Source organism: Paenibacillus lacisediminis (assembly GCF_046567315.2).
Genome location: NZ_JBKIAX020000005.1, coordinates 258,319 through 271,630 on the forward strand (window position 1 = coordinate 258,319; position 13,312 = coordinate 271,630).

Consider the following 13,312-nt stretch of genomic DNA (forward strand, 5'->3'; position numbering starts at 1 on the left):
CTGTCGAAATTTGAGTATCGATAAGGAGAAGGGAAGAACAGCATGAAGCAATCGATTATCAAAATAGCCTTAAGTACAACGCTGTCGGCCGGCCTGGCCGTAACCGGCGCTGCTCCGGTCCAGTTGGCCATGGCGCAGGCATCATCATCCATATCGTGGAACGACAGCGGTGACACACTCTCCGTGATGGTGCCGATTGCGGAGGATAATTACAGCAGTGCCGGGACGTATGTCCGGGATCTGTTGAACGGCAAAGTGGCGGATCCCGACAATACGGGTATCGCCGTCGTCAGCGTCGACGATGCTCAATTCGGAACCTGGGAGTTTTGGGATGCGGGCGCCAATCAGTGGTATGCCATTCTTCCCGATGCAGACCGCGCCTATTTGCTCTCCAGTACGGACCGGATCCGTTTCGTGCCCGCCCGCGACTGGAACGGGACATCGACGATAACCTATCAATTGTGGGATATGTCGGCGGGAGGTTATGCCGCCCATAGTTTGGTGGATACCGCTTCGGGATCGGGCGTTTTCAGCGCGCAGGCGGGGAATGCGCAAATTACGGTGATGCCGGAAAACGACGCCCCCCGTTTAACCGAGTCCGGCAGCGGCGGCTATTATCTCGGATTTGACGGCAACGGCGATTATGTCTCCATACCCGATCCCGGAATTTACGGGAATTCCTTTACCGTGGAAGGATTTCTGAAAGTTGACGGGTTTAAAACCTGGATGCGTTTCTTTGAGTCGTCCAACGGCGTAAGCAATTACAATGTGTTTGTCGGTTTTGACCAAGGAAAAATGAATTTTACCGCCTATACGACTTCCGGGCCGGCGAATGGCTACAACAATTTTACTACCGCGGAGACGTTCCCGCTGAACCGCTGGGTTCATACGGCGTTCGTGTACGACGCAAGCCAAAAGAAAGGATATATTTACTGGGATGGCGTACTCAAAGCCCAAAGTACGGTTAATTTAAGCGCAGCGGCTTACAATGTCAGCCGCGCAAACAACTGGCTCGGCAAGAGCTCCTGGGCTGTGGACGGCTATTATACCGGCGGCATGAAAGACGTGAGATTTTGGAGCAAAGCGAAAAGCCAGCAGGAAATCATCGATGAGATGAAAGCCGATTTTACGGGAACGGAGCCAGGGCTTGTCGCCAACTACAAACTGAACGACAATGGCGACGGAACGGTTGCCATCAGCACGCCTTCCGGCAGAAACGGGAATATTACCAATGCGGCCTGGACCCAAAACGATGGATTTATGGGCGTAACGACGATGAACAAAAACACGTCGGCGACGCGTTCGTTCGATGCGATTGATCCGGACGGCGGGGATGACGTCATCGCGACTGCCGTTTCTTCCAATGAGGCGCTGATTCCAGGCGCCAATCTGGTCATCACGGGAAGCGGCGAAGACCGGACGCTCACGATTACCCCGAAGGCGAATGCTTACGGGACCGCTACGATTACGGTAACGCTGGATGACGGCTCGGCGAGCAATTCGTATTCGTTTAACGTGATCGTTAACGATACGGGTGCGACGGTCGTTACGGGCGTTACCCTGGATAAGGATCATCTGGACTTGACCGAGGATGGAGCCGGCGAGACGCTGCATGCCACGGTGGAACCCGGGAATGCGGCGAACACGAACGTAACCTGGAGCTCCAGCGACGCATCGGTGGCCACGGTCGACCCAAACGGGATGGTAACTCCGGTAGGGCACGGAAATGCCGTAATTACCGTAACCACGGCGGATGGAGGTTATACGGCGACAGCAACGATTAACGTCGCCGGCGTCCCGGACGCACCAACCAATGTGACGGCCATTCCTGGCGACGGGAAAGCGACGATCAACTTTACGGCCCCGGCGGATAATGGGGGCAGCCCAATCAAGGAATACACGGTAATCGCCAGTCCCGGCGGGAAGACCGTGGCAGGAAGCGGAAGCCCGCTCACGATCACGGGCCTGGAAAACGGAGTGGAGTATACCTTCACGGTGATCGCCACCAATCGCGCCGGGGATTCGGCAGCTTCGGCGCCTTCCGGCAGCGTCACTCCGGTGCCTCCTGCTCCAGGCGCTCCGCTGCTGCTTCAGCCGGCAGCCGGCGATCGCCAAGTGTCGCTGAGCTGGCGCGGGGTAGAAGGCGCGGACGGATACAAGGTGTTCCAAAGCGAAACTCCCGACGTGATCGATCGCGAGGTGGCGAGCGTGACAGGCGCGGTTTATGACTATACGGTAACGGGATTAACCAACGGAACGACCTATTACTTTACCGTAAAAGCGATGAGCTTCGGCCAGGAAAGCGCAGCGTCCTTGCCGGTCAGCGCGACGCCGATATCCGTACCGGGAGCGCCGACGGATGTGAAGGCCGTAGCCGGAAACGGGCAAGCCGTCATCTCGTTCACGCCGCCGGCCGATCAAGGCGGAAGTCCGATCACGGGTTATGAAGTGACGGCTATGCCGGGAAATATTACGGTAACCGGGACCGCCAGCCCGATCACGATCACCGGTTTGACGAACGGGACGAGCTACACGTTTACGGTGAAAGCGATCAACGGCGTCGGCAACAGCGGTTCGTCGGCTTCGTCGAATGCCGTTACACCAACTCAGCCTAGCAGCGGCGGCGGCAGTGACAGCGGCAGCAACAACAACGGGTCCAAAAACAGCGGCGGATCCTCATCGTCGGCCGCAACTGCGCCGCAAACCCCGGCGGTTCCATCCGCTCCGGCCGATTCCGGGACTTCCGTGGATGTGCTGGTGAACGGCAAAGCGGAAAGCGCCGGTACGGCCAAGACCGGTAAGCGGAATGATCAAACCGTAACGACGATCGCCATCGATCCGGATAAACTGGAAGAACGTCTGGCGAATGAAGGTGAACATGCCGTCGTCGCGGTGCGGGTGGGCGACGCGCCGGATGTCGTTGTCGGGGAATTGAACGGCCAAATGGTCAAAAATATGGCGGCCAAGCAGGCAGTTCTGGAAATCCAAACGGATCGGGCTACCTATACTTTGCCGGCCGATCAAATCGATATGGATTCCATCTCCGCGCAAATCGGCGGATCGGTGGCGCTGAAAGATATTAAGGTGCAGGTTGAAATCTCAGCGTCGACCGCGGCGATGGCCCAGGTCGCGGAGGATGCTGCGGCAGCCGGCGGGTTTACGCTGACCGTAGCGCCGGTTGATTTTACCGTCAAAGCGGTTCATGGCGACAAGACGGTGGAGGTTTCCAAGTTTAACGCATATGTAGAGCGCCTGATCGCGCTTCCGGACGGCGTGGATCCGTCGAAGATCACTACAGGCGTCGTCGTGGAGCCGGACGGTTCCGTACGCCACGTACCGACCAAAGTGGTTGTTACAGGCGGCAAGTACTTTGCGCAGATCAATAGTTTGACGAACAGCACCTATTCCGTCGTATGGCATCCGCTTGAATTCAGCGACGTGGCCCAGCATTGGGCGAAAAACGCCGTGAACGACATGGGTTCGCGGATGGTGGTGGACGGCGTCGGCGGCGATTTGTTTAATCCGAATCAGGATATTACCCGCGCGGAGTTTGCGGCGATCGCAGTACGCGGACTGGGGCTGGAACCGGTAAATGCGGGCCAAGCGTTCCCGGATGTGCCGGCATCGGCCTGGTACAACGTGGCGGTCCAAACGGCTTCGGCCTATGGATTGATCAACGGTTTTGAAGACGGAACATTCCGCCCGGACGAAAAAATCACCCGGGAGCAAGCGATGGCGATCATCGATAAAGCGATGGCGATTACCGAATTGAAAGCCACCCTTAACGGCCAGGGCGAAAAGCTGCTTGCTTATCGCGATGCCTCGGCTGCGGCGGGCTGGGCGAAGGACAGCATCGAGGAGTGCCTGGAGGCAGGTATCGTGACGGGCAGAAGCGGCACAGAGCTTGCGCCGAAGTCGCATATCACTAGAGCCGAAGTTGCTGCGATCGTGCAGCGTCTGTTGCAGAAATCGAATCTGATCTGATTTGGATTTAATGGAAAAAGGGTGGTCCCGATCATGGGATCACCCTTTTTTTGGCGTGCGTTGTTTAGTCCAGGTGATACGGCTCCAGGTCCGCCGGAAGCGGGGCCGGGGGCGTACACGTGCTTTGCATTTCGTAATAGCGGCCCGAGTCCGAGGAATCGTGGAAGCCCCACATCGCTTCCAGCACGTGGTACGCGAGTTCGCCGCTGGCGCGGTGCGGGCGGCCGCGGAGCAGGGCGGCGGCCATATCGGCCGGGCCAATGCCGCGGCTGTTCTCGGCGTAGCCCGGCAGCAGCGGCGCCTCGGTCCACTCCGTTTCACCGAGCCTGCGGTATTTCACCGGGCCGCCGAACGTGTTGGGATCGGGCACTAGCAGCGTGCCTTCGGTGCCGTGGATTTCAATCGGCGGGAGCGTGCTGCCGCCGAACACATCAAAGCTCGTGATCAGCGTGGCGATCGCGCCCTCCGCGAATTCCAGCGTTCCGGCGACATGCGTCGGCACCTCCACGGGGACCCGCTGCCCGCGTTTCTTCTCGCTCGTGATCGTACGCTCCGCCAGCGCTTTGCCGGTGATCCCGGCGATGCGCCGAACCGGACCCAGCAACTGAATTAATGCCGTCAAATAATAGGGGCCCATGTCGAACATGGGGCCGCCGCCCTTGGCATAATAAAATTCCGGGTCCGGATGCCAATGCTCGTGGCCGCGGCTCATCATAAACGCCGTGGCTGACACGGGCCGGCCGATCACGCCGTCCCGGATCAGCTTCAGCGCTGTCTGAATGCCGGCCCCGAAAAACGTCTCCGGCGCGCTCCCGACCAGCAGCCCGCGGCGGCGGGCCGCCTCCAGGATGGCCTGCCCGTCCTCGCGGGTGACGGCGAGCGGCTTCTCGACGTAAACATGTTTGCCGGCCTCCAGCGCCTTCAAGCACACCTCCGCATGGGCTGCCGGGATCGTCAAATTGATGACGATTGCGATGTCCGGATCGCCCAGCAGTTCCTCAACCGTGCAAACCCGGGGAATGCCGTAGCGTTCCGCCTGTTCCCGCGCCCGGGACAGATCCAGATCCGCACAGGCCGCAAGCTCGAGCTCCGCGAATTTGCGGCAGTTTTCCATGTAAATGCCGCTGATTTTACCGCAGCCGATGATGCCAACCTTGATTTTTTCCATTACTGGCTGTCCCCCATCCCGGTGTAGGCCCCAGACCCGGCCGCATCCGAAGCTCCGGCGGCCTGAAGTTCCAAAGCCCGCTGCTTTCCTTCCGCAGCCCACAGCAGCCCGCGCGTCATCAGCTCCTTCACCGGAGGAAGCATGGTGACATCGGCATGATGGCCCAGCGAATTATAATACACCCGGCCTACGCCCCACCGTTTCGTCCAAACGACCGGCATATCGACGGATTTGTTGAGGCGATGCGGTCCATCCACGACCGGGAACCGGGTGGTGGCCAGCACTTCCACGGCAGGGTCAACATGAAGATAATACTGCTCCGTATCCACGAAGAAATCCTCGATCCCCTCGGTCAAAGGGCTTGATCCGGGCTTGATTTCGACCTTGTAATGTACCCCGTCGTTGCCCGGATGGGCAACCCACTGGCCGCCGGTCATGAACTGCCAGTCCACGTTGTTGCGGAACGAGTCGCACATGCCGCCATGGCATCCGGCCAGGCCGGTGCCGCTTTGCACAGCCGCCGACACGTTGCCGGCCTGCTCCTTGGAGATCTCCCCCATCGTCCATACCGGCACGATCAGGTCGAGCCCAAGCAGCTTTTCGGCATCCGCATAGGCCTCCAGCGTGTCGGAAACCTCCACGTCAAACTGATGCTCCCGCAAAATGCCGGCAAAAACGCTTGCAACCTGCTCCGGTTCGTGTCCGTCCCAGCCGCCCCAAACGATTAGTGCTTTTTTCATCTCGGTTTTCGTCTCCTTATCCATATCTTGCGAATTTTAATTTCTCACATCGCTCAAACCGCTCACATTTCAGAAATTTTCACCCAGCGCCGTTCATCCACCGAGCGTTCCACCGCTTCCAGCACCGCCTGGCATTTGACGCCATCGCGGAAGTTCGGCTCTGGCTGTCTGCCTTCGCGAATTGCGCTTGTCAGCTCCAGCATTTCGTGCGTAAACGTATGCTCGAAGCCAAGCGTATGCCCCGGCGGCCACCAAGCCTCGGCATACGCGTGCGCCGGATCGGTGGCAAGCACGCGCCGGAAGCCCTGAACGTCCTCGTCGTCCGAAGTGAAGTACACCTCCAGCTCGTTCATCCGCTCGAAGTCGAATTTCACGCTGCCCAGGCTGCCGTTGATTTCAAACGCGTTCGTCGAGCGGTGTCCGGCCGCAAACCGCGTCGCCTCAAAGCTGCCCAGCGCCCCGTTTTCAAAGCGGGCCAGAAACAGTGTAGCGTCGTCCACAGTAACCGGGCCCTTCGGCGCGTTTTTGCTGCTTTTGGCGCTGAGTCCGGTCATATTTTCCGCCAACGGGCGCTCCTTGATGAACGTTTCGCTCATGCCGATCACTTCCCGGATGTCGCCGACCAGGTAATGGGCCAGATCGATCAAATGCGCGCCGAGGTCGCCGTGCGACCCCGAACCGGCCACGTCCTTCTGCAGCCGCCAGACGAGCGGGAATTCCGGATCGAGAATCCAGTCCTGCAGGAACCAGGCCCGGAAATGATAGATTTGCCCGAGCCGGCCGCTTTCCACCAGCTTTTTGGCCAGCTTCACCGCCGGAGAAAACCGGTAGTTAAAGCCGACCATATGGGTGACGCCGGCCGCTTCCACCGCCACCAGCATCTCTCTGGAGTCTTGCAGTGAAAGCGCTAACGGTTTTTCGCAAAATATGTGTTTTCCCGCTTTCGCCGCGGCCAAGGCGATTTCCTTATGGGCGTCGCTTGGGGCGTTGATGTCGATCAGGTCGATATCGTCCCGGGCCACAACTTGCTTCCAGTCGGTGGCCACTTCCGGCCAGCCGAGCCGGTCCGCGGCCTCGCGCGCAGCCTCTTCGTTCCGCCCGCACAGCACGGCCATCTCCGGCTTCAAGGCCCCGGGGAAAAACATCGGCAGGGCCCGGTAAGCGTTGCTGTGGGCTTTGCCCATAAACTTGTAACCTATCATTCCGATACGCAGCTGCTTCATTGAATCCCTCCAAATCGATTGAAGAACAAAATTTTTGTCTTCATGTATTCATTATAAGTTGATAGAAGCCTTCGACGCTCGCCAGTTTATGCGGATTCATAGTCAAAAATTGCGTATTGAAGCTTTTAAGCTTGTTTTGCCTTGCGTTTCTATGATATTCGCGGAAACTGCTAGATATACTGGACTCGGAAAAAAATGCTATATCACCTTCAAAATAGCGGTACTTTATGTACTTATTATCCAGAGCTAGGCATGTTCATCCCCATTAGCGGCATTTTTGGTCCTTATTTTCCTATGAATGGTCCAGAACGTGGCCGTTTCCTTGCGACGGGGGAAAATAGCGACATAAATTGCCTCTATTTCCTTCGAATGGACGGATATCGTCGGAATAACGACCTTTTTTACCCTTATATTTTTCTCAGGAGTCCCGGGGGTACGATTCAGAACTTCAAGGCCCGGAATTACGCAAGGTAGAGGGAATGTATCCCCTTAGCTCCTTGAAGACGCGGTTGAACGTCCGAATGCTGGTGAAGCCGCATTCCAGCGCGATTTCCATAATGTTTAGATCGCTTGTTTGCAGCTTTTGCTCGGCGGTGAGCACCCGGATCGAATTGAGGTAGGTTTTGAAATTCATGCCGATGGCGCTTTTGAACGTTCTGCTGAAATGCGACGGCTCCATATGAAACTGCCGCGCCATGAAGCTGACGTTCAGTTCCTCATGATAGTGCTCTTCGATGTAGGAGAGGATCTGCTGGATCCTGGCCCGCCGCGATTCAAGCTTCTCCTTGGCGCCAGTGTCCATGCGGCGCGTCTCCAAATGCCGGAGCAGCGTCCCGCACACCTCCAGCACGCCGGCTTTCATCAACATTTGATATCCGGGCCGGGCGCCGGCCCGTTCCTGGAAAATCCGCTCCAGACACGGCTTGATCGGGTGAAACCGCGGGTCCTTGTCCGAAATGAACGGGGAGGCGAAGCGGAAATCCTGCGGCCAGCCCTTGACCGGACCGATCCACTCCGGCTTAAAGAGCAAAATCAGCACCTGAGAAGGCTGGTCCCGGCTGTCGAAGTAATGGATGTCGCTGCTGCTGCAGATGACGATATCGCCCTGGTTTACCTGGCGTTTTTCCTCGTTGACGCCGATCAGCAGGCTCCCCGATTCCACGTAGATAATTTCGATTTCCGCATGGAAATGGGGGTAAAACGACAGGTTTTGGCTGCGGAAAATATTCATCGGAAGGTCGGGATCGAGCTTCCAGTTTTGATAAAAGGATTTCACGATTTAGCTCACTCCGCACGGATTTGGTGTACTGCCTATCCTTAATGTACTGCATTTTTGCCGGAGAATCAGCCTTTTTTAAATAAAACGAAGACGGGAATAGGAAGCAAGCAAGGATCATAGGATAGGGAGGACAAGACAAAAAATGGAATTTTCCGGAGGGTATATGATTGAGCGATGGGTCAAAATATTTCAAATTGCCGCAACTTATATCGGCACGGTCGTTGGCGCCGGATTCGCTTCAGGCCAATCGATCATGCAGTTTTTTACCGTTTACGGACCCGTGGGGGCAGTGGGGATAACCATTACTACTTTTCTGTTTATGTGGCTCGGAACGAAAATGATGGTGGTGGCTCACCGGATCAAGGCGTTCTCCTATCAGGAATTTAACGACCATCTCTTCGGGCCGGTTCTCGGCAAGCTCGCGAATGCGCTGACTTTACTGATCCTGCTTGGCGTAACCGCCGTGATGCTGTCCGGGACGGGCTCCATTTTTGAGGAGCAGCTGCACTTGCCTTACCAGATCGGAATTGTTCTGAGCATCGTGCTGGCCTATTGGGTGATGACCAAAGAGATGAACGGGATCGTGGTGGTCAATGCGCTGGTCGTGCCGATGATGCTGCTGTTCACCTGCCTGATTGCGATTTATGTTGTCGAGCCGGGCGGCATCATGCGGATTACCGAGTGGCAGCGCCAGCAGCTGCGGGATTATGGCTGGGCGCTGAGCGCGTTTATTTATGTGGCGTTGAACTTTGCCTTTGCGCAGGCGGTGATGGTGCCTCTGGGCAGTGAGGTCAAGGAGGAAAGCACGCTGAAGTGGGGAGGCTTCTGGGGCGGAATCGGTCTTGGTGCGATGCTGCTGATCTATCATTTTGCCATCAATGCCCGCATGCCGGAAATCATGGAGCTGGAAATCCCGATGGCTGAAATCGTGCGCGGTTTGGGGGCCTTTCCATATGTGCTGTTCCTGCTGGTCATTTACGGGGAAATTTTCACCACCTTGATCGGCAACGTGTTTGGCATGACCCGGCAAATCCAAAGTCTGTTTCCGCTCCCGAAAAACGCCGTTATTCTGGCCGTGCTGCTGGCCTGCTTTCTGATCAGCCAGGTCGGCTTTGCTTCCTTGCTAACCTATCTGTATCCGCTGTTCGGTTATATCGGCATGCTGCTGCTCGCCCTGCTGGCGTTCAGGCGTCTGCCGCAGGCTGACGGCCCGCCGATTGACCCGCCCGCCGAACCTCCCGGCCTTACCGGCGGGCTGGGCATCCCATTTTCCGCCGCGCCCGCGTACGAGCTGCGAGCCCGCGGCCAGCAGCGGCAGAGCAGTCTGGAAAATGAAAAACAGGGCCATGGATTGAAAAAAGAGGAATGAATATATCTTGACTGCAAACACTCCAGGAATTATATTTGTTGTAATTTAGCTAACAGAATACGCTAACAAATCATCCCCCTTTAGTTCTAAAGGGGTGTTTGCGTTTCTGTGATTTTACGTCAAAAAGGAGGTTTTGCATGTTGGTGTTTCTCGTCAGGGCCTTAAATGACATGCAGCTGCGGAAAAAATTGTCGCTCATCTTCATCGCGGTATCGATGATCCCGCTATTGATCAGCGGGGTGTTCCTCACCGCCAAGCTGCGCGCAGTGATGATCAGGGAGGCCTTCGAGCAGGCGGAAAGCAATGTGGACCGCGTCAAAAAAAGAACCGAGGAAGTGATCAAGGTCCCCCTGGACATTTCCTACCAGCTCTCCAACGACAGCCGCATGAAGCTGGTGGCCGGACGGAATTACGGCAGTTATATCGAGGTGATCCAATCTTTCAGGCAGTATACGGATATTCGCGATTACATGCGGCTTTATAAAGAGGTGAGAGGTATCCGGCTGTATACGCCCAATCCGACGATCCTGAACAACTGGGAGTTCATGCAGCCGGACGCTGCGACGGAGCAATCCGCCTGGTACAGGAATGCGCTTGACCAAAAAGGACTGGCCGGCTGGAGCTACATTGAGGACGAGCGCGACCAGACCCACTACCTTAGCCTAACGCGGAAAATTACGCTGGATAACCGGAAGCAGGAATGCGTTCTGGTCATTAACGTGGATTCCTCGCTGCTGAATTCCATCCTCGCACAGGAGTCGTTTTCCACCATGATTGTTGATGACGACAACAATATCGTGGCCGCGAACCGCCCCGGCATGTACGGCAACAACCTGTCCGACGTGCATGTCGACCGCAATGTGCTTACGCAAGCGGCGGGCAGCTTTGACGCCTGGCTGGAGGGGCAGCCTTCGAAGGTTGTCATCGCCAGCCTGGTCCCGCAGAGCAGTTGGAACGGCCTGAGGATCATTTCGGTGTTTTCGGAAGCGGAAATCGTCAAGGACACGAACCGGGTGATTGTGCAGGCGACGATCGTCATTGCCGCCAGCATGCTGGCCGCCATTCTGCTGGTTTATGCCTCCGCCTCGCTGATCACGGGCCGGCTGCTGCGGCTCAGCAAACAGATGTCCAAGGTGGGCAGCGGCTCATGGAATACATATCTAGACATCGACGGCAAGGACGAAATCGGCCAGTTGTCCCGGCAATTCAACGCGCTCGTCGGAAGGCTCGGCCAACTGATGTCGGAAGTGCAGGAAACCCACCGCCAGAAACGGCGGCTCGAACAAAAGCAAAATGAAATCAAGTTTAAAATGCTGGCCAGCCAAATCAATCCGCATTTTCTGTTCAATACGCTGGAATCGATTCGGATGGAAGCCCATCTCCGCGGCGAGGAGGATATTTCCCAGGCCGTCTGGCAGCTAAGCCATATGATCCGCAGCAGCCTGGAGATCGGCAACGAACAGATCTCTTTAAAGGAAGAGCTGGATATGGCCGTATGTTATTTGGAGCTCCAGAAATTCCGTTATGAGGAAAAGCTGATTTATGAGCTGAATATTGAGCCGGGGGCCGAAGGCGCCAAAATCCCGCCTTTGGTCATCCAGCCATTGGTGGAAAACTCGATCATTCACGGATTGGAGAACAAGGAGGAAGGGGCGACCTTGATCCGGATTCATGCCGGCGCAATCAAGGATAAGGTCATGGTGGAGATTTGGGATGACGGTGCGGGGATGGAGCCGGAGCGGCTGTACCGGATTAACCGGGAGCTGAGCGAGCCCCAGGAAACGGATGGCGCGAGCCGGATTGGACTGCGCAACGTTCATGACCGGCTAAAGCTGTCATACGGAGAAGCGTACGGCCTGCATCTCGAGAGCAAGCGGGGAGAAGGCACCAGAGTTTCATTTTTCATACCGGGAGGGACCAAGGATGTATCAAGTGATGATTGTGGATGATGAGCCGAAGCTGCGGTCGGGTTTAAAAACGCTGATTCCGTGGGAGAGCTTGGGCTTTGAAGTGGCGGCTACGGCGGCGAGCGGTAGCGAAGCTCTTCGTTTATTTCAGGGGATTGTCCCCGATCTGCTGATCGTCGACATTCGCATGCCCGGCATGGATGGGCTGCATTTGATTCAGGAAATACACTCCTTGGGTTTATCGCCGCATTTCCTGATTTTAAGCGGGTATGCCGATTTCGAATATGCGCGCAAAGCGCTGGAATTCGGTGCGGACGGCTACCTGCTGAAGCCGGTGAACAAGGAGGAATTAACCGCCAAGCTGCGGCAATTAAATCATAAACTGGCGCAGGAACAGCGGGAGGATTGGCTCAAAAGCGGCGTGCTGACAAAGGAATGGCTGGTCTACTCCCTGCTGACCGGACAAATCGGGGAAGACGAGGAAAAGGTAAGGGAAATGGCCGGACAAACCGGGATGCTGTGGCCCTGGTATGAACTCGTGCTTGTGCGGCTGAGTGTTGCCGGGCCGGAACAGGCCGAAGCCCTCCCGCATTTCCGGGCTAAGCTGGCTTCCGCCTTTACGGCCGGCGGACGGGGCGTCGTGTTCGGGATCGCTCCTTACACCGTGCTTTTGGTCAATGGGCCGCTGCGGGGCGAATCCGGCCGCAAGCGGCTTTACTGCGAGCTGCGGGTGCTGGCGGACGAGGTGAATGCACAGGTGGACGCCGCGGCCGGGGGAGCCGTGCACGAGCTTCATCGCATCGGACAATCGTACAAGGCGGCCGCAACGCTCCTGGAGCGGAGCTTTTTTTACGAGCCCGGAAACATGTTAGGTCCGGATTCGCGCCGGGATTTTGCCGGAATTCCGCAGACCGGGCCTCACGAAGAACGGCTGGATGAAGGGGAGCTGGCGTTCCGGCTGTTTTACTTCGTGGATGTCGGCAATGCCGGGGCTTTGGAGCCGCTGCTGGAGACCGCTTTGCGGCAGTGGGTGGCCGAGGAATGCGGGGAGGCAGAGATCAAGCAGAGGTTGTTCCAGGCGGCAAACGAGGTGATCCGCAAAGTTCCGCCGGAATTCCGGGCCAAACCTGAAGATCCGCTGGAGCCGGCCGCGTTTTTGAGCGGGATTTACGAGCAAAGGCATATTCGCGGGCTGTTCGACTACGTATTGCGGTTTCTCGAAAAGCTTGCTCTTGCCGCGGACTCCCCCGGCCAGGATCAGGAAATCAAAAGGCTGCTCGACTTTATCCACCGCCATTATCACGAAAATCTCCGGCTGGAGATGCTGGCCGGCTTGTTTAATTACAGCAGCGCTTATCTGGGGCAGTTGTTCAAGAAGAAGACCGGGGAGTATTTCAACGCTTATCTGGATCAAGTGAGGATACAAAAAGCGAAGGAGATGCTGGCCCGGGGCATGAAGGTGTATGAGGCCGCGGAACGGGTCGGATACGCCAATGTGAACTATTTTTATGAGAAATTTAAAAAGCTGGAGGGACGTTCTCCTTCCGAATTCCGGCACCCACCGGATGAATGAAAACGCTGAAACTTTCGGAAAACCGTCTAAATTCGCGGGTGAAATCCCCGAAATTTCCCGTATGTCCCG

At 56.7% G+C, this 13,312-nt stretch carries 8 protein-coding genes; 4 read left to right on the plus strand and 4 right to left on the minus strand.

Translation table 11 applies throughout. The features are described from left to right. Positions 1–42: 42 nt before the first annotated feature. Positions 43–3,984, plus strand: coding sequence for a fibronectin type III domain-containing protein (locus ACLD72_RS12325; RefSeq protein WP_458475788.1), 3,942 nt, complete (start codon positions 43–45; stop codon positions 3,982–3,984). A gap of 64 nt (positions 3,985–4,048) precedes the next feature. Here the strand turns inward: ACLD72_RS12325 and ACLD72_RS12330 are convergent, their stop codons facing one another. The 4 genes from ACLD72_RS12330 to ACLD72_RS12345 all read right to left on the minus strand — a co-directional run bounded on the left by ACLD72_RS12330 (position 4,049) and on the right by ACLD72_RS12345 (position 8,391). Then, positions 4,049–5,152 (minus strand): Gfo/Idh/MocA family protein, encoded by a 1,104-nt coding sequence (locus ACLD72_RS12330; protein ID WP_458475789.1) that lies wholly within the window; start codon positions 5,150–5,152, stop codon positions 4,049–4,051. After that, positions 5,152–5,892 (minus strand): ThuA domain-containing protein, encoded by a 741-nt coding sequence (locus tag ACLD72_RS12335; protein WP_410999743.1) that lies wholly within the window; start codon positions 5,890–5,892, stop codon positions 5,152–5,154. The genes ACLD72_RS12330 and ACLD72_RS12335 overlap by 1 nt, the downstream gene beginning before the upstream one ends. Before the next feature lie 62 nt (positions 5,893–5,954). Next, a complete protein-coding gene (locus tag ACLD72_RS12340) occupies positions 5,955–7,115 on the minus strand; it encodes a Gfo/Idh/MocA family protein (protein ID WP_410999745.1) in 1,161 nt (386 codons plus the stop codon). 448 nt (positions 7,116–7,563) lie between these two features. Beyond that, positions 7,564–8,391: a helix-turn-helix domain-containing protein gene (locus ACLD72_RS12345; RefSeq protein WP_410999747.1), complete on the minus strand. Its 828-nt coding sequence runs from the start codon at positions 8,389–8,391 to the stop codon at positions 7,564–7,566. A gap of 145 nt (positions 8,392–8,536) precedes the next feature. On the opposite strand from ACLD72_RS12345, the gene ACLD72_RS12350 reads away from it, so the two are divergent. The 3 genes from ACLD72_RS12350 (at position 8,537) to ACLD72_RS12360 (ending at position 13,243) form a co-directional block, all read left to right on the plus strand. Beyond that, positions 8,537–9,763: a YkvI family membrane protein gene (locus tag ACLD72_RS12350; protein ID WP_458475790.1), complete on the plus strand. Its 1,227-nt coding sequence runs from the start codon at positions 8,537–8,539 to the stop codon at positions 9,761–9,763. A 137-nt stretch (positions 9,764–9,900) separates the two neighbouring features. Further along, complete coding sequence (locus tag ACLD72_RS12355) at positions 9,901–11,712, plus strand: cache domain-containing sensor histidine kinase (protein ID WP_458475791.1); 1,812 nt, start codon at positions 9,901–9,903, stop codon at positions 11,710–11,712. Then, positions 11,687–13,243, plus strand: a complete 1,557-nt coding sequence (locus ACLD72_RS12360; protein WP_410999753.1) for a response regulator — start codon at positions 11,687–11,689, stop codon at positions 13,241–13,243. The genes ACLD72_RS12355 and ACLD72_RS12360 overlap by 26 nt, the downstream gene beginning before the upstream one ends. Positions 13,244–13,312 lie beyond the last annotated feature (69 nt).